A 25,173-nucleotide genomic window follows, 5' to 3' on the forward strand; every position below is an offset into this window, starting at 1 on the left:
GGTGGTCTCGAGGACTGGTTCGCGGTCGAGGTGGCTTTCGCTGCGCCGCTGCAGGGGCATGGCCGCATGCTGCATGGTCGCGTCACCTCCTCTCGTGGTCTCGTAGTCGATCCTGCGAAGCGCCCACGCGCCCCGCTTCACTCGGCTTCGCTCTGGTGGGTCCACCGCCTGGCCGCGCCGTTCCTGTCGGGCGGGTGTTGTTGCCTTCCGTCCCTGCCGGAGTGGTTCAGCCTCCCGGTGGACTTCCGAGTAGCTTCCGGGTGGCGATTTCGCCTCCCGGTGCTTGCCTTGCCTGGGGTCCGTCCTGGAGGCACGGGCTCTTTCGCGCATTGTGACGCCCGGACGGGGATGATGCTCGCCATGGACGTGCTGGTGGTAGTGCCGAACCGGTTCTTCTATTGCTCGGCATGGCATTGCCGGTCACGCTGGCGGTCTTGCTCGGTTCGCGTGTGCCGCCGTGTGCGGCACTGCCTTCTGGTTGGGGTGATCCCAACAAGGAAACCGTCCACCCAGTCACGGCCCATCGGGGGCGCGGACAGCTGCGGGCGATAGCACTGGGATGAGATCTGGAACCCCCGGTGGGGGCTGAGTGCCTCGAAACAAGTCGGTTTGTCGATTCAGCCAGAGGCTTGTCGTAGTCTGCTTGCACCTACTCGACACCTGTACGAATTCCCTGTCCCTGTACGTATCTCAATTATCCCCGATGCAGGTCCGGCCGTCATCACCCACACGATGCGAAACCATTCACGTTCCGCACCCCACGCGCACCCTGATCGGCTGCGCCCCAACCGAACCAGACCCGCCCCGCCACCCGGCCCGACCCGAGCTCCGACACCCGACTCCACCCCGCCACCCGCCTCTTCGTCGCTGACTGCTTGAACCCTGACCGAGAGCCGACCTCGCCGGGGACACGGTGCGGCGTACCACCGGCCTGTAACGCATTGGCGATTCGACATGAACGCCCCGTAGTGGTGGGAGCCGGGCATAATCGCCGTCATGCTCCTCACAAGACCCGGTGTGCTGCTGGGCAATCGGTACCTCCTTCAGCAACGGATCGGCGCGGGAGGCATGGGGGAGGTCTGGCGGGCCGAGGACACCATGCTGCGCAGGCCGGTCGCCCTCAAGGTCCTGCACGCCGCCCTCGCCGACGACGAGAGCTTCCGCCTGCGCTTCGTTCAAGAGGCCCGCACGGTCGCCGCCCTGAACGCGCCCGGTGTGGTCGACGTCTACGACATCCGCTCCGAGCACACCGCCGACGGGGAGGCCTTCGCCTACCTGGTCATGGAATTCCTCGAGGGCCGGTCGCTCCATTCGCTCATCGGCAGCCTTGCCCCGATGCCCGCGCACCGGGTGCTGCCGCTGATCGCGCAGGTGGCGGACGCGCTCGACGCCGCGCACCGGGCCGGGATCGTGCACCGGGACATCAAGCCCGCCAACATCATCGTCGACACGAAGGGCGCGCCGACGATCCTCGACTTCGGGATCGCTCTGCGCAGCGACCAGACCGCGCTGACCGCCACCGGCACTGTGCTGGGAACGGTGGGGTACGCCTCGCCCGAGCAGCTGCGCGGTGAGGAGCTGACCGGGGCCTCGGACCTGTACTCGCTCGGAGTGGTCGCCTACGAATGCCTCAGCGGCGCACTGCCTTTCGACCGGAACTCCCCGGCGGCCGTGATCACGGGGCACCTGCACGAGACGCCGCCGCCGCTGCCCGCAGGCGTGCCGTCCGGCGTGGCCGATCTGGTCGACTGGGTGATGGCCAAGGACCCGGTGGATCGTCCGGCCACCGCAGGGATGTTCGCGCAGGAATGCAGAGTCGCTGTGTCACAGGCAAGGCCGGTCGCACAGGAATCCAATCGAACCACAGTGGACCTGCTGGTGACCTCGTCACCGCCGCCGCGGGCCACCGCCCCGATGCCGCTCGCGGTTGCATCGGAGGAGCCGAAGCGCCGTCGCGGCCGGGGCGTGCTGCTGGGTCTCGCAGCGGTGATCTCCGCGGTCGCCGTGACGATCGGCGTGATGCACTTCTTCGATCGGGATGAACCGGGAGGCCAGAGCGCCGGCGAGGATCCGACCGGCGGGGAAGGCTCCTCGAGCTCGCCGGAGGCGACCGAGCCCTCGACCGCCGAGGAGACGCGGGCCGAGGAACCACCGCTCCCGGACATGTCGGTCCTGGTGAGCGCGGCGACCGGCGACTGCCTGATCGGCTACTTCGACACGCCGCCGCCGAGCGCCCGAATGGGCTTGTGCGACGACAACGGCATCGACGAGTTCGCATTCACCGTCGAAGGCGACGAGGTGAGCCTCACGCACTCGTACGAATTCACGTCCGGACCGGACAGCAGCGAAACCATCACGGAATGCCTCTGGTGGGACGGCGAATACCTCAACCTCGCCGAGCACTGCGGCGAGACGACCTGGCACTTCACGTACCTGCGCACCGACGAGGAGGAGCATGCCGACTTCTGGCAGGTCCGCGCCTCCGGCGACGGCAACTACTGTCTGGACGTGCCCGACGAGCCGAACACCGCTGAAGGCCACTACTCGCCGGTGATCAACCCGTGCAGTGAAGGCGATACCGGACAGGAGTGGCGGACCGCCGCGGAGTGACCGAGCGGGGCCGCCGACAGGCCGCCGCTACCGCTTCGTGCGGCGCACGCGTTCGCGGCCGAGGAGCCAGAGCGCCTGCACGCCATCGGTCCAGGTGATCTTCTTGCCCTCTTCGCGGCTGCGCGCCGTGTACGAGATCGGGACCTCGTACGGCCGGATGCCCTGCTTGAGGAGCTTCGCGGTCAGCTCGGCCTCCATGCCGAAGCCGCCCGAGCGGATGTTCATGTCCAGGTACATCTGGCGCGGCAGGAGCTTGTAACAGGTCTCCAGGTCCGAGATGTAGGAGTTGAAGAGGATGTTCGCCGCGAGCGTGATGCCCTTGTTGCCCATGACGTACCAGAACGAATAGGCCGAGTGCGAACCGAACGAGCGCGACCCGTACACGACCTCGGCCTTGCCGTCCAGCACCGGCGTGAGGAGCTTCGGCAGGTCGGCGGCGTCGTACTCGCCGTCGGCGTCGAAGACGACCACGTGGTCGCCGAGGGCGGCCTTCGCCGCAGTGCGGATCGCCGCGCCCTTGCCCCTGTTGCGGTCGTGGCGGATCAGCCGCACGCGCGCATTGTCCTCAAAGGTCTGCAGAACCTCCCAGGAGCGATCGCGGGAGCCGTCGTCGACGGCAACGATCTCGGTCTCGCAGGGGAACTCCACTGCGAGCAGCTCTTTCAACGTTCCGGCAGCGAGGCGCTCCTCGTTGAAGACCGGAACGAGAATTGACAACAGCATTGCTGCTCCATCCCCGCGGATCGAACAAGATTGCACAACCATAACGCGCTCATGCCAGGACGGCATCGGCCGGACGGGTCGTGTTGAATGGAGCGGTGCTGCTCGTCCTGTGGCTCCTGGTCCTGCTTCCGGCGCTCGCCTACGCCCTCCGCCCCCGCGACGGGGCGGTCCTCGCTCCTGCGCGCCTGGCAGTCGTCCGTGCCGCGGTCCTGTTGGGGGCGTATGCGATCGCCGTCGTGGAGGCCGCCTCCCTCTTCACCGCGCTCACTCCCGCGACGATCCTCGTCGCGTGGATCGCGGCCACGGTCGCCGTCGTCGCGGCCGTGCTCGTCCGGAGCGTCCGCGACGTCGCCCCCGAGCCGGTCGGCGCCTCGCCCGGCCCGTTCGCGCGCCTGTTCGGCCGCGGCCAGCCCCTCGACGCCCTGCGCGAGGAACTGCGGTCCCGCCGCGGCGCCACCCGCCGCACGTGGCGGCGCACCAAGTCCGCCGCCGCGGCGGCCCCCGCCTGGCAGTGGGTCCTCGGCTGCGTCATCGCGATCCTCGCCATCAGCGTCGCCATCCTCGCGATCGCCTCGTCCCCCAACAACTTCGACTCCCAGACCTACCACCTGCCGCGCATCGAGCACTGGGTGCAGAACGCGACCGTCGCCGTCTTCCCCACCGACATCCACCGCCAGGTGGACATCGGCCCCGGCTCCGAATACCTCCTCACGCACCTGCGCCTCCTCTCCGGCGGCGACGGCGCCTACAACCTCATCCAGTTCCTCGCCGGCGTCGGCGCGGCCCTCGCCGCCTCCCGCATCGCCGCGCAGCTCGGCGGCGGCCCCGTCGCCCAGCTCGCCACCGTCTTCCTCCTCGCCACCACCCCCGAAGTGCTCCTCCAGGCCTCCAGCACCCAGGTCGACCTCGTCGCCGCCGCGTGGGTCGCCTGCCTCGCCACGATCGTCCTCGACGAATTCACCCGGCCAGGTGACGCGAAGGGCGCGTCGATCCTCCGCGCCACCGCCCCCCGCAGCGACGCCCTCTACCTCGGACTCGCCTTGGGGCTCATCGCGGTCACCAAGAGCACCGGACTCCTCGCCGCCGCGCCGCTCCTGCTCGTGTGGGGCATCGGCCGGCTCGTCCGCGACGGCCACCGCCGCCGCCCGTGCCTGTGCGGACGCAGCCCCCAGCGCTGTTCCCGCGCCGACGCCTCTCGCGCCGCCACGGCCCGCGCCGCCACCGTCGTCTCCTCGCTCGTGATCCTCGCCATCGCCCTGATCCTGGTGGGGCCCTTCCTGTTCCGCATGCACCAGGCCTTCGGGCACGTGCTCGGCCCGGAGGTGCTGCGCGACTCCATCGGCGTCCAGACCGCCGACCCGCGCCTGCTCCTCATCAACGGGTTGCGCGTCAGTCAGACCGGCCTCGACACGCCCCTGTTCTTCCTCTCGGACGCGTTCGCGGCCGCGATCAACGGCCTCGCGAACCTCATGGGCGTCGACCCCAACGACCCCCGGATCACCTTCGGCTCCAGCGAGTTCCCCGTCCCGGCCTGGTACCCGGACGAGGACCGCGCCGCGTTCCCGATCACCGGCCTCGCCGCCCTCGCCGGGCTCGGCTGGTTCGCGATCAAGGGCCCGGGACTGCGCCGGGCCTACGCCGCCGCGGTCGCGGTCGCCTTCGTCGGCGTCGTCTGCACCGTCTCCTGGCAGCCGTGGGTGAACCGGCTCGTCATGTTCCTCGTCGTCCTCGGCGCCCCCGCCGCGGGACTCCTGGCCGCCGGGCTCGTCAAAGGCTTCGTGAGCACCGTCGCCGACCGCGGCCGCCGCCGCGCAGCCTGCGCGCTCGTCACCACGGTCGCCGTCGCCGCCTCGCTCGCCGGCGTCCTCACCGTCGCCTACGGCTACCCGCGGCGCCTCGCCGGCGCCTGGTCGGTCTTCAGCCTCACCGACCTCGAAGAGCGCTTCGTGCGACGGCAGGAATGGCTGCCCCAATATGAAGAGGCCGCCGCGGCGGTCGCCGCCACCGAGCCTGAACGCGTCGGCCTCGTGCAGGGCAACGACTCCTGGGAGTACCCGTGGTGGATCCTGCTGCCCGAGGACATCGAGATCCACGCGCTCCAGTCGATCGTCCCCGGCGAGGCGCCGGCCGACCCCGCTTCGATGGACGCGATCGTCTGCGCCGAGGACATCGACGAATGCGCGATGCTCACCCCTGAGGGCTGGGAGTTCCACGACCTCGGCACCGTCGCGTACGCGCTGCCGCCGCGCGAATCGTGAGCCGCGCACGCACCGCAGGGGTCGTTGAGCTGCGCCGACGGGCCGGGCACTAACCTGAGGCCATGCTGCTTAGCGACCGCGACATCCTCGATGCCGTCAAGAACGACCGCCTCGGCATCGAGCCGTTCGAATCCGAACTCGTGCAGCCCTCCAGCATCGACGTCCGGCTCGACCGGCGCTTCCGGGTCTTCAACAACCAGAAGTACACCCACATCGACCCCGCGAAGCAGCAGGACGACCTCACCTCCGCCGTCGAGGTCGACGACGACACGCCGTTCGTGCTCCACCCCGGCGAGTTCGTCCTCGCCTCCACCCTCGAGGTCATCAGCCTTCCCGCGGACCTCGCCGCCCGCCTCGAAGGCAAGTCCAGCCTGGGCCGCCTCGGCCTGCTCACCCACTCCACGGCCGGTTTCATCGACCCGGGCTTCTCCGGGCACGTGACCCTCGAGCTCTCCAACGTCGCGAACCTGCCGATCACCCTGTGGCCGGGCATGAAGATCGGGCAGCTGTGCGTCTTCGCGCTCACCAGCCCCGCCGAGCACCCGTACGGCGCCGGCGCCAACTTCTCCCGCTACCAGGACCAGCGCGGGCCCACCCCTTCAAAATCGTGGATGCACTGGCGCACTTGGCCCACGTAGGCCGCCTTGTCCGCAATCGCCGGTTCTACTTACACCGGTGTCACGTGTTTCTCCGGCGAATCGCCTGAATAGGGATGTTATTCGGCCTAACCTGCGGTCATGGACATCTCGCAGAGCTTCCAGAACATGTGGGACAGCGTCATCGCGTTCTTGCCGCGCGCCCTGGCGTTTCTCGCGATCCTCGTCATCGGCTGGATCGTCAGCAAGTGGATCGGCAGAATGGTCGGCAAGCTGCTCCACCGAGTCGGCCTGGACAAGGCCGGCGAGAAGTCCGGGCTGCGCCGCTTCACCGGCAAATTCGAGTTGAGCGCCCTGCTCGGCAAACTCGTGTACTTCGCGCTGCTGCTGTTCACACTGCAGCTGGCGTTCGGGGCGTTCGGGACCAACCCGGTGTCGACCCTGATCAATCAGCTCGTGGGCTGGCTGCCGCAGCTGTTCGTCGCGCTCGTCATCGTCGTGGTGGCCTTCGCGATCGCCAACGCCGTGTACGGGCTGGTCAGCGACACGCTATCCGGTACGACATATGGCAGAACGGTCGCCCGCATCAGCCAGGTCGCCATCATCTTCTTCGGTGCGGTCGCCGCGTTCGGGCAGGTCGGCATCGCCACCACCGTGACGACGCCGATCATGTGGACCGTCCTGGCGATGGTCGCGGGCGTCGTCATCGTCGGCGTCGGCGGCGGCCTCATCGGACCGATGCGCGAGCGCTGGGAGCGGATGCTCGACACCGCCGAGGACGAGGCGAGCCGGGTGAAGGAGTCCGCCGGCATGGGCCAAGGGGACGCGACCGAGTCGATGTCGCAGACCTATCGGTCCGGCCGGTACGGGACCGAGGCCGACGCACAGGCGCCGTCCGGAACCATGGGCGAAGCCGGTGGCATGGGCGGCGCGATGGGCGAAGGCGCGCGCCCGCGCGGTGCGGCCGGGACGAGCGCCGGATCGGGTCTGGAGACCGAGCGTCCGATGCCGCCGAACGAACCCTAGAGAGCGACGCCCCGGGAGGCGATGTGTCCGGTCTCCCGTGGCGGCAACGTGCGGCGCCGTCTCGGCGGTGGCGCCGCCGAATGGAAGGTACTGCTCGACAGGTCGGCCGCATCCCGGAAACGGGGTGCGGCCGATTCGCGTCTGGGCGCCGCACGGTACCGTTTGTCGCCCACGCGCCGATTCACGACTTGCGCACCCCGGAAAGTGGGCTTTTGCTCCCTGCTCATACGTGTACGCCCGAGTAGCCTCATCGAGGTGGAGATGAATGCCGATAACCGGGGCGGCTCCAAACGCCGCCGCGAGATCCTCGACGTCGCCGTCAAACTGCTCGCCAAGCACGGGTACCACGGTGTGTCGATGGACGACATCGGAGCGGCCGCCTCCATCACCGGGCCGGCGCTGTACCACCACTTCAAGGGCGGCAAGGAGCAGATGCTCGCCGATGCCCTCATCCCCGTCTCGGAGCGGCTGCTCGCGGGCGGGCGGCATTGGGCGTCGCTGCATTCGGAGGATCCGCAGGCGGCGCTCGAATCGCTGGTGGACTTCCATCTCGAGGTCGTGATCGACTCGCCAGAGATCGTCATCCTGCACCTCCACGAACTCGACCGGCTGCCGGAGGAACCGCGGCGGCAGGTGCGCAAGCTCCAGCGCGTGTACGTCGAGGAATGGGTGGGCGTCCTGTGCCGTCTGCGGCCCGGCCTGCAACCGGAGCAGGCGCGCGTGCTCGCCCACGGCGCATTCGGCCTGATGAACTCGACCCCGTATCTCTCGCTGGGCGACGAGGTCAGCGCCGACGAGACCGCAGCCCTCCTACGAGCGGCAGCCCTCCGAGCCCTCGACCCCGGCTAGGGCCCCTCCCCCCCCCGCCCCCACCCCACCCACCCGCTCACCACCACAGCCGCCACCGCCACCGACTGGTGGCCTTGACCGCCGCTGGTCGTGTTCTTCGTGCGCACCCCTCTGCAGCGGGGCGTGTTCGCGGCATTGCCTCCTTTCCTGTTGCCGGCCGGTCCCGCATTTCGGGATCGGGGGATAGCATGGGCTGGTGGGCCGCAATGGGTCGCGGCCCGGGGAGGCGGAACATGCACCAGCCCGATCGGGTCTCATTGCGCGAGGTCGCTCCTCGCGATGGGCTGCAGAACGAACCGCCCGTGCCCACCGCCGACAAGATCCGGCTCATCGACGCGTTGTCGCGCACCGGTCTGTCGCGCATCGAGGCCGTCAGTTTCGTCAGCCCCAAGGCCGTCCCGCAGATGGCCGACGCCGCCGAAGTGTGGGCGGCAATCGAGAAGCACTCCGGGATCCGCTACAGCGCCCTGGCCCCCAACCGCCGCGGCGTGCAGCGGGCCCTCGACGCCGGGTTCACCGCCGTCGAAGTGGTCGTCTCCGCCTCGGAGACGCACAACCTCGCGAACATCGGGCGCAGCGTCGCCGAGTCGCTCGCCGAGCTGCCCGACATCTGCGGCCTGGCTCGCGAGCAGCTGGCCTCGGTCGAGGTCATCATCGCCACGAGCTTCGGCTGCCCCTTCGAAGGCGACATCGCTCCCGCTCGGGTCGCCCGCATCGTGGAGGCGGCCGAGGCCGCTGGGGCCGGTCGAGTCGCGTTCGGCGACACCACCGGAATGGGCACCCCTCGCCGCGTCACGGAACTGCTCGACGCCATCGACACCGATCTGCCGATGCTCATGCACTTCCACGACACTCGGGGGACCGCCCTCGCCAACCTCCTCACTGCGCTCGATCGCGGCGTCGTCGAGTTCGACGCCAGTGTCGGTGGGATCGGCGGCTGCCCGTTCGCTCCGGGCGCCTCCGGCAATGTGGCGACCGAGGAAGTGGTCCACATGCTCCACGACATGGGTGTGGAGACCGGTGTGGACCTCGAAGCCCTCATCCGCACTGCCGAGCTCGCCCAAGAGATCGTGGGCCGTCCGCTCGAATCCGGCGTCCTCCGCGCCGGACCGAGGACAAGTCTGACGCCGAAACCTTAGGCCAGCCTTAAGCCGCCTGAAGCACGCTTCAGGAAGCGGGCGAAGCCGTTTCCCGGCCGTCCGAATCTCCGTTGGCGCCTGACAGGCCGGCGACCGGTCCCGTCCAGAGCAGCGCAGGACCGGCCCCGCCGCATGACGAAGGCCCCGGGGTCTCGAACCTCCCCGGGGCCTTCCTTCGGACACCGCCACAGGACGGCCGGTGCCCGCGTGCCGGGTAAAACCTCCGAATACCCGGACGACTCATGGTGACATCGGAACCGTGGAGTTCCCAGGGGTATCAAGGAAACTCAGACGAACCTCACGTCACATGTCGCTAACATGCCCGTATCATCCGGAACATACTCCGCGAATTTCCACGCCGCTAGGACCGCCGCAACGACGATGAGGCCGAACACGCCCCGCCAGCCGTACAGCGGCTCCGCGAACAGCGCGCCCACCCCCGCCGCGATCCCGGTCAGCAGTGCCGCCGCCGACAGGACCACCGAGCCGGAGCCGTCCCCGATCTCCGCGGCCGCCACCACCCGCCCCGCCAGCGCGATCGTGAAGCCCGCCGCGACGCCGAACGCCCCGGCCGCGCCCACGGCGAAGCCGAAGCCCGGCGCGAGCGCCAAAGCCAGCGCACCGAACGTCAACGCCGCCAGAGCGATCGCCCCCGTGTATCGGACGCGGCCGAGCGTGCCGGTGCGTCGTGTGCCGTTCGCCGCCACGACCAGACCGATCGCGAAGGCCCCCAACGGCCACAGCCGCGTGCCGGACGAAGCGTGGAAATGGGCGGCGATGTCGGTGGTCAGGAACGCGGTCACAGCGGCGGCCGCGAAGGCCACGGCCTGCGCGAAGGTCGCCCACAGCGCCGGCGCCCAGCGGAGCGGGCCCCGCGGCGGGGCGGTCCCTCGCTGCGGTGTCTGGATATCGGTCGGTGCGGTCATGGGAATGACGCTAAAGCGGTTCGCGCGCCCGCGCCCCGGTCGGACGACTGGGCTCGGCGACTGGGACCCGAACCCGGTAGGCGCGCATGTTCGACCTGGTGGAGGCCGTCCCGGTCGACCCCAGTCGAATGACAGATGCGAGGTGCCTCCCGCCGTGGCTACGCTGGGGGAGTCCCCGGTCGTCCTGAGGATGGAGCCGTCGTGAAACCCATTGCCGACACCGCGCGCGCCCGACGGAATGCCGCCGCGCCCGGCGCGGTCCTTGGCGGCGCCGTCGATTTCGAGGGCAGTGCGCCTGCGCTCCATGAGGAGTCGGCCCCCACAGGGCGCCCGGTCCTGTACGGGCGGGACGCGGAACTCGACTCGATCCAGGCGCTTCTGGACGGCGCCCGCGTCGGCCACGGCGGCGCGCTCGTCGTGCGCGGCGAGCCGGGGATCGGCAAGTCCGCGATCGTCGACGCCGTGATTCCCCGCGCGGAAGGGTTCACCGTCCTGCGCACCCTCGGTGTCGAAGCCGAGCACACGTGGTCGTACGCCGGGCTCCAGATGCTGCTGCATCCGCTGCTCGGCCGGATCGACCGTCTCCCCGCGGCTCAGGCCGAGGCCTTGCGCACCGCCCTCGGCATGGGCGACGGCACCGGCCGCGCCCACTCGCTGCAGGTCGGCCTGGCCCTCCTGAACCTCCTCGTGGACGCGTCCGCGAAGCAGCCCGTCTACGTGGTGATCGACGACGCCCACTGGCTCGACCGGGACTCCACGAACGCGCTCCTGTTCGCCGCCAGGCGCCTGTCGACCGAGTCGATCACGATGGTCCTGGTCGTGCGCGACGGCTTCGCGCCCGACTTCCCGGCCCCGGGCATCCCCGAGCTGACCCTCGGGCCGCTCGATCTCGATGCCTCCCAAGCGATCCTTGACATGCGCGCCGACGAGATCCCCTTCACCAGCCGCGACTGGATCCTGCGCATGTCCGAGGGGAACCCGTTGGCGCTCTTGGAGCTCCCGGCCGCCGACAACGAGGAGTCGCTGCTGCGCGCCGACACCTCCAACAGCCGCTACTCCACGACGTCGCGAATCAAGTTGGCGTTCACCGAGCGCATCATCGCCCTCCCCGAGAGCACCCGCACGATCATGCTGCTGGCCGCCGCCGAGGAGACCGGTGAGACCGCCGTGATCGCCGAGGCCGCCGCGAAGCTCGACGCGAGCCTCGCCGACCTCGAACCGGCCGAAGTGGACGATCTGCTGCGGTACCACCGCGGCCGCATCGAATTCGTCCACCCCCTGATCCGCTCCACCGCTTACCATTCGGCACCGCGCGCACGCCGCATCGAAGCCCACCGGGCGCTCTCCGAGGCGTTCGGCGACGGCGACATCCGCGCCGCCCGCCACCTCGCCGCCGCCACCACCGGGCTCGACGAGAAGGCCGCCGCCGCACTCGAATCCATTGCGTCCTATGAGGCCGAACGCGGCGGCTGCGTCGCCGAGATGGCCGCCATGGAGCGCGCCGCGAGCTTCACCCCCGACCACTACCACCGGGCCCGCCGCCTCGTCGCCGCCTCCCAGACCGCTTACGCCGCAGGCATGACCGGCAAAGCCGTCGAACTCGCCGAGGCCGCCGAGCGGCTCACCGACGACCACGTGCTGCTCGCGCGGACGGCGCTGATCCGCGCGACCATCCTCTCCTGGGCCGGTCACTCCAAGGGTTTCGACGTGTGGATGGAATCGGCCGAGCACTACGCGGCCACCGGCCACGAGAACACCGGCTACCCGCTCCTTCGCGGCGTCTGGAACGCCTGGGAGACAGGGGACTTCGCGAAGGTCAAGTACGCGTCCGGGCTCGCCTCCAAGTACGGCGGTTCCAACAACGCCTGGGTGCGCCGCCTCGCCCGCGCCGCGGCCGGCCTCAATCGCCAGCCCGACGACACCGCCGGGGAGGCGGTCGACGCGCTGCGCTCCCTCTACGACTACTACCAGCCGCTCCACGAGGACTTCCAGGCCTTCGACCAAGTGCTGGCCGCACGCTGGCGGTTCCTCGCCGGCGACGTGCCGACCGCGTACCAGGCGGCGGCCGAGCAGGTGCGGGCGTGCCGCGAGCGGGGCGCGATGAGCCCGCTGGTGCAGGCGCTCCTCGTGCAGGCGCAGACGCAGTTCCACTATGGGCGGTACGCGGACGCGCAGGCGTCCGCTTCCAGTGCGATCGAGTTGGCGCACGAGCAGAACGACCGCCGGGCGCTCATGCAGGGCCGCATCTGGGTGCTGCTGCCGATCGCCGCGATCCGCGGCGAGGAGCGGCGCTGCCGTGAGCTCGTGGCCGCCGCGATCCAGGACGCGCCCGAGGACTCGGTGATCCCGGCCGACACCGCGTTGGGGCTGTTGGAACTCGGGCTCGGACGGTATGAGGCCGCGTTCGAGCGGCTGCTGCGGATCGCGGAGGGCGTCACGCCCATGGAGGTGCTGACGCAGGTGCCGACGCTCGTGGAGGCCGCGTTCCGGTCCGGGCGGCTCGCGGAGGTCAAGGAGGCGTTCGACTGGTTCGCGGACTGGGCCGACGCGACGGGACGGTCCTATTGGGAGGCGCTCGTGGAGCGCTGCCGGGCGCTGTTCGCGACCGAGGCCGAGGCGGGGACGCATTTCGCGCGGGCCGTTGAGCTGCACCGGGCCGACGACATCGACCCGTTCGAGCGGGCCCGCACCGAGCTGCTGTACGGCGAGTGGCTGCGTCGGGTGCGCCGCATCAACGAGGCGCGGGCGCACCTGCGCGAGGCCACCGAGGTCTTCGAGCGGCTCGGTACCGTGCCGTGGACCCAACGCGCCCAAGGGGAACTGCGGGCCGCCGGTGACTCGACGGCCATCGAGGCGAAGCCCGACCTGGCCGAACTGCTCACGCCGCAGGAACTCCAGGTGGTGCGCCTCGCCGCCGACGGGCTGACCAACCGCCAGATCGGCGAGCAGCTGTTCGTCAGCCCCAGGACGGTGGGCTACCACCTGTACAACGCCTACCCGAAGCTCGGCGTCTCCTCGAGGACTGAACTGGCGAAGCTCGACCTGTAGGACGCGATCGGCGCATCCGGGCCCGTGGGACGTGCTGTGCGCATCCGCCCGGGAGTGGTGCTTTGCGCATCCGCGCCCGCAGCCGGGACCGGCCGAAGGGTCCGGCCTCAGCGGCGGCGTCGGCCGATCTGCTTACGCCGCAGCCGCAGCCGCAGCCGCAGCCGGGACCGGGGTCCGCCACGGCTTCGTCGTGGCCTGCAGGGCCGCGCCCGCCAGCAGCATCACCGCGATGACCCAAGCCGACAGGCGGTAGCCGTCCACCGCCGTCGCGCCCAGCCCCCAGGCCAGCGCCGCCAGCCCGGGCCCAGCGAGGACCCGATCGTGCGCGTCGTCGCCATGAACGCCCCCGCCGTGCCCGACTGCTCCGCCGGGGCCGAGTCCAGCAGGTACGCGTTCATCGGGCTGTTGAAGATCCCGAATGCCAAGCCCAGCAGGCCGATCCGCGTCCCCAAGTCGAACAGGCCCGTCGCCTCGTCGACGAACAGCAGCGGCACCACCGCCACGATCACCAGGCCCGCGCCCGCCAGCGAGACCCGACCGGACCCGTACCGGTCCGCCAGCCACCCGGCCACCGGGGTCATCGCCGCGACGCCGCCGATGAACGTCAGCAGCACCGTCGACACCAGCTCCGGGCGAACCCCCTGCACGTCCGTGAGCAGGAACGGCAAGCTGAAGTTCAGCAGGCCGGTCACCGCCGACAGCAGCGTCAGGCTCAGCAGTGCCCCGCTCACCTGCGGCGACCGCAGCAGCGCCACTGTCGGCGCCGACGTCTTCTGCCGCACCCACACCGTCACCAGCGCGACACTGGCCGCCAACGCCCCCAACGCGATCCAAGGATCGGTGTCGACGTACTCGAACGCCAGCAGGAACGCGGCGATCGCGCCGCCCGAGGTAGCCGTGTCCACCAGCAGCGCCCGGTCCGGGCGCGGCAGGCCCGTCCCGTTGCTCGGCACCGACACCGCCAGCGCCGCGAGTGCCGTCGCGGCCATGGCCGCGAGCACCCAGAACAGGCCCCGCCAGTCGAACGCGGCCATGATGAATCCGCCCGCGCCGATCATGCCCATGCCGCCCACGGTCATGAGCAGCGCGATCAAGGACATCGCCCGGCCTCGATGTTCCGGCGAGGCCGAGGTGACGATGATCCGCCCGGTCATGCCGAACAGCAGCCCGCCGAGGAGCCCGCCGACCGCGCGGGCCGCCAGCAGCAGTCCGAACGTCGGAGCGAACGCAGCGGCGACCGAACCGATCGTCAACGCCCCCATGGAGAAGACGGCGACGGCGCGCAGGTCGGCGCGGTCGGCGAGCCGCCCGGCGGCGATCGCCACGGCCCCATCGGGAGCGCGTAGGAGAGCAGGACCCAGGCCGTCGCGGCCTCGGTCACGTGGAAGTCGGTGCGGATGGCCGGGAGGGCGACGGCGAGGGTGGACATGCCGCCGGCGACGACGAGCTGCGCGAAGCCGACGGCGAGGATCGCTCTCCATCGGGTGGTGGTCGCGGCCTCCGGGGCCGCAGTGGTTTCCGTGGAAGTCATGGCGGCCACGCTAAGCGGCGGCCGACTGGCTCCGCATCCGTCGCTCGACGGGCACACCCGACCGGTCACTGCGCCGCGGGCCGCCGCGCCCCGCCGTCGGCGGCGTGGCCGACCGGTCCAGTCACGCTCCAGTCGGCCGACAGATGTCCCGCCGGTCGATCCGTTCGTAGCGTCGAATCCGAACCATCCAGCCAATGGAACGGAAACACCATGAGCGACAAACTGAACCTCGCCGTCATCATCGGGTCGACCCGCGAGGGCCGCTGGGCCCCCGCCCCCGCCAAGTGGATCGCCGGCGTCGCCGAGCAGCACGGCGGTTTCGACGTCGACCTCGTCGACCTGCTCGACGCCGATCTGCCGCAGCACTTGGTCGAGAGCGACATGTGGTCGACCGACAGCGACCCGTCCGCGCCCGTCGCGGCCCTTTCTGAGCGCCTTCACCGCGCCGACGCTTTCGTCGTGGTCGCCGGCGAGTACAACATGTCGATCCCCGCGTCCCTCAAGCACGCGATCGACTACTACATGAACGAATGGGCGGCCAAGCCCGTCGCCATGGTCACTTACGGCGGCAAGATCACCGGCGGCCAGAACGCCGCCCAGCACCTGCGCCAGATCTTCCCTGAGCTGCGCACCATGACGATCCGCAACACGATCGCGTTCCCTCGCTTCTACCAGCACTTCGACGAGCGCGGCGAGTTCACGAAGTTCGGCGAGTCCGAGTCGGCCGCCAAGACCCTCCTCGACGAACTGCACTGGTGGGCCCTGGCACTCGCCAACGCCCGCAACGCGACCCCCATGCCCAGCCCGTTCTAGGTCCTTGGACCGGGTCTAGGCAATCTGTCCTAAGACCCGGTCCGGGGCCCTGTCGAAGCACGGATGCGCCGGTACCGTTGGATTCGTGCTGCTCTACGGACGCGACCTCGAGACCGCCGCCATCGCCGACCGCCTCGCTGCAGCCCGCGAAGGCCGCGGCTCGGCCCTGGTGGTGCGCGGCGAAGCGGGCATCGGCAAGTCGAGCCTGGTCGCGGCGGCCGCCGAGAGCGCCCACGATGTCACCGTGCTGCGCTGCACCGGTGTCGAATCCGAGCACGCCTGGTCCTTCGCTGGCCTTCAGGCGCTTCTGCTGCCGCTCGCCGGGCACCTCGAGACCGTCCCCGAGCACCACGCGCGCGTCCTCGCCCGCATCCTCGGCCTCGAGGCCGTCCCCGACAAGACCGCACGGCCCGGCGACCTGCGGTTCACCGTCGGCCTCGCCGCGCTGAGCCTCCTGACCGAAGCCGCCGGGCACCGGCCCGTGCTCGCCGTCGTCGAGGACGCGCACTGGCTCGACCCCGACTCCGCCGACGTCCTCCTCTTCGTCGCCAAACGCCTTGCGGCCGAAGCGACCCTGATGATTCTCACCGTCCGCGAGGGCTACGCCCCCGACTTCCCGACGCCGGGGCTCGACGAGATCCGTCTCGGCCCCCTCGACGAGGAGGCCGCCGGTTCTCTTCTCGCCGAACGCCTGCGCGGCCACCAGTCCGTCGACCGCGACCAGCTCCTGCGCTCCGCCGAGGGCAACCCGCTCGCGCTCCTCGAACTGCCGCTGGTCGAATCGGACGCGCGCCTCGCCGCCGAATGGACCGGCATGCGCTCCACCACGAGCCGCCTCAAACAGGTCTTCGGCGACCGTATCGACCGCCTCCCCGAGGCCACCCGCACGCTCCTGCTCGTCATCGCCGCCGACGACACCGCCGACACCGGCCTCGTCATCGACGTCGCCGCGAAACTCGGCGCGCAGCTCACCGACCTGGCCGCCGCCGAAGCCGACGACCTCGTCCGCTTCCACGGCGACCGCTTCACCTTCGGGCACCCCCTCATCCGCACCGCCGCCTACCAGAGCGCGCCCGTGTTCCGCCGCATCGAGACCCACCGCGTCTACGCCGACGTCCTCGACACCGACGACTTCCGCCGCGCCTACCACCTCTCGGCCGCCGCCACCGGCCCCGACGAGACGGTCGCCGCGGCCCTCGAAGCCTCCGCCCAATGCCTCGGCACGTGCGGCGGGCACGGCGTCGAGTACGCCGTCCTCGAACGCGCCGCCGCGTTCACCCCCGACCCGCACGAACGCGGCCGCCGCCTCCTGCGCGCCGCCGAAGCCGCCATGGCGGGCGGCAACGGCCCCAAGGCGAAAGAGCTGTACGGCCAGATCCTCCGCTTCACCGACGACCGCAAGATCCTCGCCCGCGCCACCCTCATGGTCGCCCTCGTCACGGCCTGGGACAACGACATCCGCGAGTCCTACCGCCTCTACATGCAGGCCGCCGACCACTTCATTGCCGCAGGGGACCAGTCGACCGGCTATCCGCTGTTCAGGGCGGTCGAGCTTGCCTGGCAGGCAGGGGACTTCTCACGCGCCGAGGTCGCCGCCGAGCACGCCGAACGCCTCGGCATCGAGCACGCCTGGCTGGTGCGAGACCTCGCCAACGCGACCGCCGGTTTCAACCGGTCGTGCGCGGTCACCGTGGGCGAGGCCGTCGCCGCCTTGCGGCGGCTCATCAACGTCCACAACGAGTCCGGCGAATCCGTCACCCCCGAGAACCGGGGCATGGTCGCCTGGTGGCAGCTCCTCATCGGCGACATCGACGCCGCCGAGCAGACCGCCTCGGACACCGTGCGACTCGCCCGCCAGAGGGGTGCGGCCGGGGCGTTGCCGCGAGCCCTGATCCTCAACGGCATCACCGAGTTCCGAAGAGGACGGTGGCGCGACGCCGAGGCGCTGGCCGAGAACGCCGTGGACCTCTCGATCGAGCTGGGCCACCGCATCGGACCGGTCAAAGCCCGCGCCCACGTCCTCGCTGTGACCGCCGCGTTCCGCGGCGAGGAGGAGCGCACCCGGGCGATCATCGAAGCGGCCCAAGCCGATTCGCCCGGTGACACGGTCGTCGCCATTGACTCGCCGCTCGCGCTGCTCGACTTCTCCATGGGCCGCAACGAGGAAGCCATGGACCGGCTGATGGCACTCCTCGACTCGAATGCCCCCGGCGAGGCGCTGACCCTCGTCCCTATCGCCGTCGAGGCCGCGGTGCGCGCGGGCGAACCGGAGCGGGTCGCGGGCGTCTTCGACTGGTTCACGCAGTGGGCCGAGGCGAGCGGGCAGCCGCACCTCATGGCCCAGGTCGAACGCTGCCGGGGCCTGCTCGCGGACGAGCGGGAAGCAGGTGCGCACTATGAACGCGCCGCCGAACTGCACAAAGAGGACGACGGCTTCCCGTTCGAGACCGCCCGCACCGACCTGATCCTCGGCGAATGGCTGCGCCGGGCCCGGCGCGTCAACGAGGCCAAGACCCGGTTGCGTTCGGCCGCAGCCGTATTCGAACGCCTCGGTGCCGAACCGTGGGCCGAACGCGTCCGCCGCGCACTGCGCGCGGCCGGCGACGCGGGCCCGATCGAGGCCGCCCCTGACCTGGCCGACAAGCTCACTCCCCAAGAGCTGCAAGTGGTCCGACTCGCCGCCGCGGGCCTGAGCAACCGCGAGATCGGCGAGCAGCTCTACCTCAGCCCGCGCACCGCCGGATACCACCTGTACAAGGCCTACCCGAAACTCGGCGTGGCCTCCAGGAACGAACTGGCCCGGCTGGGCCTGTAGCGGACCGCGCTCCCGAACCACGGGCCGTCCGGACGGGGAAGCAGAGGAGGCGGCGTCCGCGCGATCACGGACGCCGCCTCGATTTTCGATTGGGCCGCCTTAAAGGCTGTGGCGCTCAAGGAAGTCCAGGACCAGGTCGTGCCAGGCGTCCGGCTGCTCGGCCATGAGCACGTGACCGGCCTTGATCTCGGCGTACTCCGCGCCGGGGATGTGCTCGGCAAGATAGCGGTGGTTGGCCGGGTCCACCAGGAGGTCTTCGCTCGCGCTGATCGCCAGTGTCGGCACGGTGATGCCGGCCAGGTCGGCGGTGGTGTCGACCGTGGAGATCAGGGCCGCCTGCGCGGCCGTGCCGCCGGGGATGTCCGCCGCGATCTGGTCGACCGTGGCGGCCACGTCGGCGGCGGCCATGCCGTTCACGAAGGCCGGACTGAACGCCGAACCGAGTACGAAGCGCGCGAACGAGTCCCGGTCGCCGGAGGCGAGCAGCGAGCCCCACAGGTCGAGGGCGAGCCGTGTCCGGTTGTCCGGGCGGGCGATCCCGGCCGCGAGGACGAGCCCTTGGACGCGTTCGGGGTGGCGGGCGGCGGCGCGCACCGCGACGGCGGTGCCGAGCGAGAACCCGATGATCGTGAACCGCTCGGTCGCGGCCGCCTCGACCAGGGCGTCGGCGAGCGAGTCGAGGTCGAGGACCGTGTCGTCCGCCGGGTAGGAGGACGCGGTGACCGTGTGGCCCTTGGCGAGCAGGGGAATGAGCGTCCCGAAGTTGGACTCGATGCGGCCGCCTCCCCCGTGGGCGAGGACGATACCGGGACCGTAGCCGTGGACCTCGGTGGTGAGCGCGGGGCGCGGTGCGGAAATGTTCGTCATGCCCGCGACGTTATGACTTCACATCGGTGTGAAGGCCACACACTTGTGCCGGAGGTCACGATGTTGATCGGAGAGCTGTCGCGCCGCACCGGGGTCAGCACCCGGCTGCTGCGCTACTACGAGGAGCAGGAGCTGCTGCTGCCCGGCAGGGACGCGCACGGTTACCGCAGCTATCCCGAGGACGCCCCGGTGCGGGTCGAGCAGATCCGGAAACTCCTCGAAGCGGGAGTCTCGACGCGCGAGATTCGGCACCTCATCCCATGCGCCACAAAGGATGGCCTGCTGCACTGCGACCATTCGCACGCGGTCATGCGCGGCGCTCTGGACCGCCTCGACGACCAGATCGCCGACCTGAACCGCAAACGCGGCCTCTTGGCCGGGCAGGCCGAGGAGACCATCCGGCCGGTCATCGACTGATCGCGGCTCAGCAGCCGCCGCCGTCGCCCCCGCCGCCACCGGAATCCCCGCCGCCGGAGTCGCAACCGGACCCGCCGTAGCTCCCCGAATCGGCGCCGTACGTGACCGTGCCACCGGAATACGAGGTGGAGCCCGAGCGGCTGCGCCGCGCACGCGGGAACTGCCTATCATACGTGGCCCGGGCGTTGGCGGCCACCCGTGACCGCAACTCGGCCATCTCCCGGCGCTTGCGCCGCTCGACGGCCCGCCGGCCCCGCGCCCTCGGCGTTCCGTACCTGACGATGACGAACACCAAGAGCATGCCGATGGCGCCGAGGACGATTGCGGTGGTCATACCCCGAGTCTAAGGGCCCCAAGCCATCGGCCGGGGGACTCGCTGCAGCTCAGTGCGGGGCAGGGGCGTCGTAGCGGACGGTCCCCTCCTCCTCGCCGGGACCGTACGGCGCGAAACCCGACTTCTCCAGCACCCGAACGGAGGCGGGGTTCGACGGCTCCACATGCGCGAACACGGCTTCGACCTCCGTTGCGGTGTAAGCATGTTCGACCATGGCAAGCGTGGCCTCCGAGGCGTAGCCGCGGCCGCGCCGCGACGGCACCACGCCGTACCCGAGCTCCACAGCGCCGTCCGTCGGCGGCCAGAACAGACCGATCGAACCGACCACCAGGCCGCTCTCGCGCTCCACGATCAGGCGGTGCCCGAAGGGCCCCAACCAGGCCGACTGGACGGTGATCAGCGGCGCCATCACCTTGTCGCCCTCTTCGGGAAAGTCCTCGGCCCAGTCGCCCAGGCGACCGCCCTCGGTCACGGTGCCCGCCTCGGCGGCCGTCCACACGCGCAGGACCAGGCGATCGGTGTGCAGATCGGCAACGGCCGCCGCGGAATCAGAAGAAACAGTCACAGCCGCCACCGTAGGCCCGACCGCTCGGACACGGCAACCCTCTTGCGGACACCCCCTATCCGCGGCGGGCCCACGTCCTCGCCGCCGCCTGCTTCGCGTCGTTGATCGTCTCGACCTCCACGACCTCGATGCCGCGGTGGCGCTCCGCGACCGATCCCTTCGGGACGATCGCCGTCTTGAAGCCCAGACGCGCCGCCTCGCCGATGCGCCGGTCCGCGTTCACCGTCCGCCGCACCTGCCCGGTCAGGCTCACCTCGCCGATCGCCACCAGATCAGTGCTCACCGCGATCTCCTGTTCCGCACTCACCAGCGCCAGCGCCAGCGCCAAGTCCGACGCGGGCTCGCGCACCCGGATGCCGCCGATCGTCGTCGCGTACACCTCCCGGTCCAGCAGGCGCATCCCGCCGCGGCGGGTGAGCACCGCCAGCACCATGTTCAGCCGGGCCTGGTCGAGACCCGACACCGTGTGTCGCGGGACCGCGCCGTCCTTCACCGACTTGCCAAGCAGCGCTTGCACTTCGACCGGCACGGCCCGGCGCCCCTCCATCGTCACCGTCACGCACGTGCCCGGCGTCGGCTCGGTCGGCGCGTCGTCGAGGAACAGCCCCGAAGGGTCGGCGAGGGAGACGATGCCGTCCTCGGTCATCTCGAAGCACCCGACCTCGTCGGCCGGACCGAAGCGGTTCTTCACCCCGCGCAGCAGCCGCAGCATCGAATGGCGGTCGCCCTCGAAATGGACGACCGTGTCGACCAGGTGCTCCAGGGCGCGCGGCCCGGCGATGCCGCCGTCCTTGGTGACGTGGCCGACGAGGATCACGGCCATGTTGCGCGCCTTGGCCTCTGCGGTGATGGCGCTGGCGACGGCCTTGACCTGGGTGACGCCGCCGGGGACGCCGTCGGTGTCGGGGGCGATGACGGTCTGCACCGAGTCGAGGATGAGCAGGGAAGGCTTGACGTCCTCGACGTGGCCGAGGACGGCGCCGAGGTCGGTCTCGGCGGCGAGGTAGAGCTCTTCGGAGAGGCAGCCGGTGCGGTCGGCGCGGCGGCGCACCTGGGAGGCCGACTCCTCGCCGGTGGCGACCAGCGCCTTGCCGTACCCGGCTTCGCCGAAGCGGTGGGCGACTTCGAGAAGCAGCGTCGACTTGCCGACCCCGGGCTCACCGGAGATGAGGGTGACGCCGCCGGGGACGAGGCCGCCGCCCATGACGCGGTCGAATTCGCCGATGCCGGTGGGCAGGCTCGCGGCCTGCGCGGCGGAGACCGTGCCGATGCGCTGCGCGGGTTTGGCGGGCCGCCGCGCGCCGGGCAATGCGGGGCCGGCGCCGATGCCCGCGCTCTGACGCGGCGGTGCCGCGGTCTCCTCCATCGACCCCCACTCCCCGCAGTCCGGGCACTGCCCGACCCACTTCGGGACGCGGACTCCGCACGCGCCGCAGGCGTAGGCGATTCGCTGGCTCTTCGACATGGCGCCAGCCTACGTTCCGGCCCCGACACCGCCCTGTTCGATTCGCGTCCCGGCCCCGCCGCCGGGCGTGTGCAACCTGGACACCGGCCGGTCACCTGCGGGTTCGCATTTCCCGGCGGGGGATGTCGGACCCGTGTGGGAGGGTGTCCTTTTCACTGGTAGTGGTGAAGGTGGGAATGGGCGGGTATCCCGGGGCACCCGGTGCGGCGCCGCCCAGCCGCCTCGCGGCACCCCCGACACCGCTCTGTTCGCATCGCGCCCCACCCCAGTGACACCCATCAACCGGGGACAAGTGATCGAAACGGGGTTGTCCGGCTGTTTAGACTTGCGGCATGAACGCAGCGGAGCCGAAGAACGGCTCACCGGCACTCTCGCTCGAACCGGTCGCGGCACTGGCACTGTCGGCAGCGGCATCGCCGTCCGGAGCGTCGCCGCGCCCCGGCGCGGCCTTCTTCGACCTCGACAAGACGGTGATCGCCAAAGCCAGCAGCCTCGCCTTCTCCCGGCCCCTCTACCAGGGCGGCCTGCTCGCCCGCCGCGACGTCCTCAAGGTCGCCTACTCGCACCTGCTCTTCCGCCTCGGCGGCTCGGCCGACGAAGTGCAGATGGCGCGCACCCGCGACTACGTCGCCGAGCTCTCGCGCGGCTGGCCCGCCGAAGAGGTCAGGTCGATCGTGAACGAGACCCTCGAGGAACTCATCGCCCCGGCCGTCTACGCCGAGGCCGCCGCCCTCATCGAAGCGCACCGCTCCGCCGGCCGCGCCGTCGTCCTCGTGAGCGCCTCCGGCGAAGAGATGGTCGCCCCCATCGGGCGGATGCTCGGCGCCACCGATGTGATCGCCTCCCGCATGGTCATCGGCGACGACGGCCGGTACACCGGCGAGATCGACTTCTACGCGGCCGGCCCGGCGAAGGCCGAGGCGATCAAGAAGTTCGCGTCCGAGCGCGGCGTCGACCTCGACACCTCCTTCGCCTACTCCGACTCCATCACCGACGAGCCGATGCTCCGCACCGTCGGCTACCCGCGCGCGGTCAACGCCGACCGCGGCCTGCGCCGCCTCGCCCAGGAAGAAGGCTGGCCGCAGCTGACGTTCCGCCGCCCCGTGGCCCTGCGCCAACCCCTCTCGGGGCCGAGTCCGCTCAAGGTCGTCGCCGTCGCCGCCGGCGTTGCGGCTGTGGCGTATGTGGTCTGGCGAGTGTGGAGGGAACGGCGCCTCCGGACCGCTTGAGCAGCGCTTTCCGCAGATGGGTAGCCTCAGCGAGATGGAACGCAAACAACCGGCCCGACTGGCCGATGTCGCCCGAGCCGCCGGCGTCTCGGTGGCCACCGCCTCTCGCGTGCTCAACGGCTCCCCGCACCGGGTGAGCGACCAGCTCAGCGAGCGGGTGCGCGAGGCGGCCCGCCGGTTGCGATACGCCCCCAACGTCGGCGCGCAGGTCCTCGCCCGCGCGACCTCCCAGACCGTGGCCCTGCTCCTGCACGACGTGACCGACCCCTATTTCGGGCAGATCGCCGGCGGCGTCCTCGCCGAGGCCGCCCGCCGCAACGTGCGCGTGCTCATCGCCGACACCGGCATCGACCCCGACTCGGAAGTGCAGCACCTGGACTCGCTGCGCGGCTACCGGCCGCGCGCGGTGATCGTCGCCGGTTCGCGGACCACCGACAAGGCCGCCGAGCAGCGCCTGTCGGAGCACCTCTCGGACCTCCTGGAACTGGGCGCCACCGTGGTCAGCGTGGGCCAGCCGGGCCTGCCCGGTCGCGTGGTGCGACCGGCCAACCGCGAAGGCGCGGCCGCGCTGGCGCGGTTCCTCTCCGAACTGGGCCACCGCCGCTTCGCCGTGGTCGCCGGTCCCGAGCAGCTCCAGGTGTCGCGAGAGCGGCGCGAGGGGTTCGTCTCGGCGCTGCCGGACGATGCCGAGGTGGTGCATGTGACGGCGGAGTTCAGCCGCGACGGCGGCTACCAGGCCGGGCGGACGCTCCTGGACGGTTCGCAGCTCCCCACCGCCGTGTTCGTGACCAGCGACGTGCAGGCCACGGGCCTGTGCACGGCGCTGCGCGAGGGCGGCGTGAGCATCCCCGAGCAGGTCTCGGTGGCCGGCTTCGACGACATCCCGATCGTGCGCGACCTCACCCCCTCGCTCACGACGGTGGCCCTGCCGCTGCACGACATGGGCGTCAGGGCACTGGAGGCGGCGCTGGTGGACGACGACGACTATCCCGACGAGCTCTCGATCGACGCCGAGCTCATCGAGCGCGACTCGACGGCCCGTCCGCGTCCCTGACGAACCGAAGCGACCGCGATCGCGGGGCGGGGCCATTCGGCCCCGCCCTTCGCTTTGCCCATAGATGTGCGCTTTCTCAAGCCCATGTAACGGTCTTGAAACAGAAGAGCGCCACATTCCCTGACGCTTCGCGCTAGGCTCGGGGAATCAGGCTGTTCTATATTTTGGGACGTCGATCTAAAGAAGCGGGTGAGTCCGCTCTCATCCGGGAGACGGCAACCGCTTAAATATAGGTAGATTTAGATATTACTCCAGGTAGTGGGGTTTTAACTGAATAACCGCCCCTGTGGCCTGCAAACTGATCTTGTGTCAACGGTGGACCCGCTGGCAAGGCAGGCGTAATCTCGGCGGTGGATCCGGTCAGGGACTTGGTGCGGCCCGAGCGAGATCCGTAGGAACCGAAACCCTTTGCGAGCCGGAAGCGTCGTCGTTACCGTCCGGCCACACCGCGAGGGCATATTCAGGGTTGGAACTGGATTAATGGCAGTGCGGCCGAATCCAGAGCCGACTGGAACCAATCCGGAAGGAACACGATCATGGTGCGAGTCACCGTCGAGGCCGAGACGCCTGTCTCCCCGGTCAGCGGCGAAACGCTTTCCAAATCCGACGCCGAGCGCATCGCGGGAGTCCTCAAAGCACTCGCCGATCCGAACCGGCTCCAGCTCATCAGCCTCATCCAGGCCGCGCCTGAGCAGGAGGCCTGCGTGGCCGAGCTGACCGAGCCCCTCGGGCTCTCTCAGCCGACCGTCAGCCACCACCTGCGGATCCTGGCCGAGGCCGGGGTCGTCGAGCGCGACAAGCGCGGTGTGTGGGCGTACTTCCGCCTCGTCCCCGAGACGATGCGGATCGTCGCCGACCTGCTGACGCCGCCGAAGCGCCGCCCGCGGCGTCGTTGAGCGAACGTGGAC

The 25,173-nt window shown here is 70.5% G+C and carries 21 protein-coding genes; 13 read left to right on the forward strand and 8 right to left on the reverse strand.

Going from position 1 to position 25,173, the window contains the following annotated elements:
• Positions 1-996: 996 nt before the first annotated feature.
• Complete coding sequence (locus ACFO8M_RS11535; RefSeq protein WP_387974916.1) at positions 997-2,610, forward strand: serine/threonine-protein kinase; 1,614 nt, start codon at positions 997-999, stop codon at positions 2,608-2,610.
• A 27-nt stretch (positions 2,611-2,637) separates the two neighbouring features.
• Here ACFO8M_RS11535 and ACFO8M_RS11540 read toward each other — a convergent pair whose 3' ends face one another.
• Entirely contained in the window at positions 2,638-3,333 is a 696-nt protein-coding gene (locus ACFO8M_RS11540) for a glycosyltransferase family 2 protein (protein ID WP_387974918.1), read from the reverse strand.
• A gap of 95 nt (positions 3,334-3,428) precedes the next feature.
• On the opposite strand from ACFO8M_RS11540, the gene ACFO8M_RS11545 reads away from it, so the two are divergent.
• From ACFO8M_RS11545 to ACFO8M_RS11565, 5 genes are all read left to right on the forward strand, one after another.
• Positions 3,429-5,591 (forward strand): hypothetical protein, encoded by a 2,163-nt coding sequence (locus ACFO8M_RS11545; RefSeq protein WP_387974921.1) that lies wholly within the window; start codon positions 3,429-3,431, stop codon positions 5,589-5,591.
• Positions 5,592-5,653: 62 nt separating this feature from the next.
• Positions 5,654-6,229 carry a dCTP deaminase gene (gene dcd, locus ACFO8M_RS11550; RefSeq protein WP_387974923.1) on the forward strand — a complete coding sequence of 192 codons (576 nt, stop codon included), beginning with the start codon at positions 5,654-5,656 and terminating at the stop codon, positions 6,227-6,229.
• A gap of 99 nt (positions 6,230-6,328) precedes the next feature.
• Positions 6,329-7,213 (forward strand): mechanosensitive ion channel family protein, encoded by an 885-nt coding sequence (locus tag ACFO8M_RS11555; protein WP_387974926.1) that lies wholly within the window; start codon positions 6,329-6,331, stop codon positions 7,211-7,213.
• Between the two features lie 261 nt (positions 7,214-7,474).
• Positions 7,475-8,062 carry a TetR/AcrR family transcriptional regulator gene (locus ACFO8M_RS11560; RefSeq protein WP_387976358.1) on the forward strand — a complete coding sequence of 196 codons (588 nt, stop codon included), beginning with the start codon at positions 7,475-7,477 and terminating at the stop codon, positions 8,060-8,062.
• Positions 8,063-8,295: 233 nt separating this feature from the next.
• Entirely contained in the window at positions 8,296-9,201 is a 906-nt protein-coding gene (locus tag ACFO8M_RS11565) for a hydroxymethylglutaryl-CoA lyase (RefSeq protein WP_387974929.1), read from the forward strand.
• A 287-nt stretch (positions 9,202-9,488) separates the two neighbouring features.
• On the opposite strand, the gene ACFO8M_RS11570 is transcribed toward ACFO8M_RS11565, so the two are convergent.
• Positions 9,489-10,127 (reverse strand): hypothetical protein, encoded by a 639-nt coding sequence (locus tag ACFO8M_RS11570; RefSeq protein ID WP_387974932.1) that lies wholly within the window; start codon positions 10,125-10,127, stop codon positions 9,489-9,491.
• A gap of 201 nt (positions 10,128-10,328) precedes the next feature.
• On the opposite strand from ACFO8M_RS11570, the gene ACFO8M_RS11575 reads away from it, so the two are divergent.
• Entirely contained in the window at positions 10,329-13,175 is a 2,847-nt protein-coding gene (locus tag ACFO8M_RS11575; protein ID WP_387974935.1) for a helix-turn-helix transcriptional regulator, read from the forward strand.
• A gap of 221 nt (positions 13,176-13,396) precedes the next feature.
• Here the strand turns inward: ACFO8M_RS11575 and ACFO8M_RS11580 are convergent, their stop codons facing one another.
• On the reverse strand, positions 13,397-14,500 hold the full coding sequence (locus ACFO8M_RS11580; RefSeq protein WP_387974937.1) for an MFS transporter: 1,104 nt from the start codon (positions 14,498-14,500) through the stop codon (positions 13,397-13,399).
• Positions 14,425-14,706: a hypothetical protein gene (locus tag ACFO8M_RS11585; protein ID WP_387974940.1), complete on the reverse strand. Its 282-nt coding sequence runs from the start codon at positions 14,704-14,706 to the stop codon at positions 14,425-14,427. Before ACFO8M_RS11585 ends, ACFO8M_RS11580 begins: the two co-directional genes overlap by 76 nt.
• 210 nt (positions 14,707-14,916) lie before the next feature.
• Between ACFO8M_RS11585 and ACFO8M_RS11590 the strand changes: the two genes are divergently transcribed.
• Together ACFO8M_RS11590 and ACFO8M_RS11595 are read left to right on the forward strand one after the other, a co-directional pair.
• Entirely contained in the window at positions 14,917-15,519 is a 603-nt protein-coding gene (locus ACFO8M_RS11590) for an NADPH-dependent FMN reductase (protein ID WP_387974943.1), read from the forward strand.
• 85 nt (positions 15,520-15,604) lie between these two features.
• The gene (locus tag ACFO8M_RS11595) at positions 15,605-18,334 is read left to right on the forward strand and encodes an ATP-binding protein (protein WP_387974946.1); all 2,730 of its coding nucleotides are present in this window, start codon (positions 15,605-15,607) and stop codon (positions 18,332-18,334) included.
• 99 nt (positions 18,335-18,433) lie between these two features.
• On the opposite strand, the gene ACFO8M_RS11600 is transcribed toward ACFO8M_RS11595, so the two are convergent.
• Positions 18,434-19,201, reverse strand: a complete 768-nt coding sequence (locus ACFO8M_RS11600) for an alpha/beta fold hydrolase (protein ID WP_387974948.1) — start codon at positions 19,199-19,201, stop codon at positions 18,434-18,436.
• A gap of 60 nt (positions 19,202-19,261) precedes the next feature.
• Here ACFO8M_RS11600 and ACFO8M_RS11605 point away from each other — a divergent pair, with 60 nt between their 5' ends.
• A complete protein-coding gene (locus tag ACFO8M_RS11605; protein ID WP_387974951.1) occupies positions 19,262-19,618 on the forward strand; it encodes a MerR family transcriptional regulator in 357 nt (118 codons plus the stop codon).
• A gap of 7 nt (positions 19,619-19,625) precedes the next feature.
• Here ACFO8M_RS11605 and ACFO8M_RS11610 read toward each other — a convergent pair whose 3' ends face one another.
• The 3 genes from ACFO8M_RS11610 to radA are packed head-to-tail and all read right to left on the reverse strand — an operon-like array spanning position 19,626 to position 21,982.
• Positions 19,626-19,952: a hypothetical protein gene (locus ACFO8M_RS11610; RefSeq protein WP_387974954.1), complete on the reverse strand. Its 327-nt coding sequence runs from the start codon at positions 19,950-19,952 to the stop codon at positions 19,626-19,628.
• A gap of 49 nt (positions 19,953-20,001) precedes the next feature.
• Positions 20,002-20,517 carry a GNAT family N-acetyltransferase gene (locus tag ACFO8M_RS11615; RefSeq protein ID WP_387974957.1) on the reverse strand — a complete coding sequence of 172 codons (516 nt, stop codon included), beginning with the start codon at positions 20,515-20,517 and terminating at the stop codon, positions 20,002-20,004.
• 55 nt (positions 20,518-20,572) lie between these two features.
• A complete protein-coding gene (radA, locus tag ACFO8M_RS11620; protein WP_387974960.1) occupies positions 20,573-21,982 on the reverse strand; it encodes a DNA repair protein RadA in 1,410 nt (469 codons plus the stop codon).
• 332 nt (positions 21,983-22,314) lie between these two features.
• Here radA and ACFO8M_RS11625 point away from each other — a divergent pair, with 332 nt between their 5' ends.
• From ACFO8M_RS11625 to ACFO8M_RS11635, 3 genes are all read left to right on the forward strand, one after another.
• A complete protein-coding gene (locus tag ACFO8M_RS11625; RefSeq protein WP_387974963.1) occupies positions 22,315-23,211 on the forward strand; it encodes an HAD family hydrolase in 897 nt (298 codons plus the stop codon).
• A gap of 34 nt (positions 23,212-23,245) precedes the next feature.
• The gene (locus tag ACFO8M_RS11630) at positions 23,246-24,265 is read left to right on the forward strand and encodes a LacI family DNA-binding transcriptional regulator (RefSeq protein ID WP_387974965.1); all 1,020 of its coding nucleotides are present in this window, start codon (positions 23,246-23,248) and stop codon (positions 24,263-24,265) included.
• Between the two features lie 536 nt (positions 24,266-24,801).
• Positions 24,802-25,161 (forward strand): ArsR/SmtB family transcription factor, encoded by a 360-nt coding sequence (locus ACFO8M_RS11635; protein ID WP_208497819.1) that lies wholly within the window; start codon positions 24,802-24,804, stop codon positions 25,159-25,161.
• The last annotated feature ends 12 nt before the right edge of the window (positions 25,162-25,173 follow it).

The sequence above is a fragment of the Glycomyces rhizosphaerae genome (genome assembly GCF_042647865.1).
In the GTDB taxonomy this organism is placed as follows: Bacteria; Actinomycetota; Actinomycetes; order Mycobacteriales; family Micromonosporaceae; genus Glycomyces; species Glycomyces rhizosphaerae.

What these genes read in the sequence shown, in the direction of transcription:
- ACFO8M_RS11535 (WP_387974916.1), top strand. Translation starts at nt 997, where the DNA reads ATGCTCCTCACAAGACCCGGTGTGCTGCTGGGCAATCGGTACCTCCTT.
- ACFO8M_RS11540 (WP_387974918.1), bottom strand. Translation starts at nt 3,333, where the DNA reads ATGCTGTTGTCAATTCTCGTTCCGGTCTTCAACGAGGAGCGCCTCGCT.
- dcd (WP_387974923.1), top strand. Translation starts at nt 5,654, where the DNA reads ATGCTGCTTAGCGACCGCGACATCCTCGATGCCGTCAAGAACGACCGC.
- ACFO8M_RS11555 (WP_387974926.1), top strand. Translation starts at nt 6,329, where the DNA reads ATGGACATCTCGCAGAGCTTCCAGAACATGTGGGACAGCGTCATCGCG.
- ACFO8M_RS11560 (WP_387976358.1), top strand. Translation starts at nt 7,475, where the DNA reads ATGAATGCCGATAACCGGGGCGGCTCCAAACGCCGCCGCGAGATCCTC.
- ACFO8M_RS11565 (WP_387974929.1), top strand. Translation starts at nt 8,296, where the DNA reads ATGCACCAGCCCGATCGGGTCTCATTGCGCGAGGTCGCTCCTCGCGAT.
- ACFO8M_RS11570 (WP_387974932.1), bottom strand. Translation starts at nt 10,127, where the DNA reads ATGACCGCACCGACCGATATCCAGACACCGCAGCGAGGGACCGCCCCG.
- ACFO8M_RS11585 (WP_387974940.1), bottom strand. Translation starts at nt 14,706, where the DNA reads ATGACTTCCACGGAAACCACTGCGGCCCCGGAGGCCGCGACCACCACC.
- ACFO8M_RS11590 (WP_387974943.1), top strand. Translation starts at nt 14,917, where the DNA reads ATGAGCGACAAACTGAACCTCGCCGTCATCATCGGGTCGACCCGCGAG.
- ACFO8M_RS11600 (WP_387974948.1), bottom strand. Translation starts at nt 19,201, where the DNA reads ATGACGAACATTTCCGCACCGCGCCCCGCGCTCACCACCGAGGTCCAC.
- ACFO8M_RS11605 (WP_387974951.1), top strand. Translation starts at nt 19,262, where the DNA reads ATGTTGATCGGAGAGCTGTCGCGCCGCACCGGGGTCAGCACCCGGCTG.
- ACFO8M_RS11610 (WP_387974954.1), bottom strand. Translation starts at nt 19,952, where the DNA reads ATGACCACCGCAATCGTCCTCGGCGCCATCGGCATGCTCTTGGTGTTC.
- radA (WP_387974960.1), bottom strand. Translation starts at nt 21,982, where the DNA reads ATGTCGAAGAGCCAGCGAATCGCCTACGCCTGCGGCGCGTGCGGAGTC.
- ACFO8M_RS11625 (WP_387974963.1), top strand. Translation starts at nt 22,315, where the DNA reads ATGAACGCAGCGGAGCCGAAGAACGGCTCACCGGCACTCTCGCTCGAA.
- ACFO8M_RS11630 (WP_387974965.1), top strand. Translation starts at nt 23,246, where the DNA reads ATGGAACGCAAACAACCGGCCCGACTGGCCGATGTCGCCCGAGCCGCC.
- ACFO8M_RS11635 (WP_208497819.1), top strand. Translation starts at nt 24,802, where the DNA reads ATGGTGCGAGTCACCGTCGAGGCCGAGACGCCTGTCTCCCCGGTCAGC.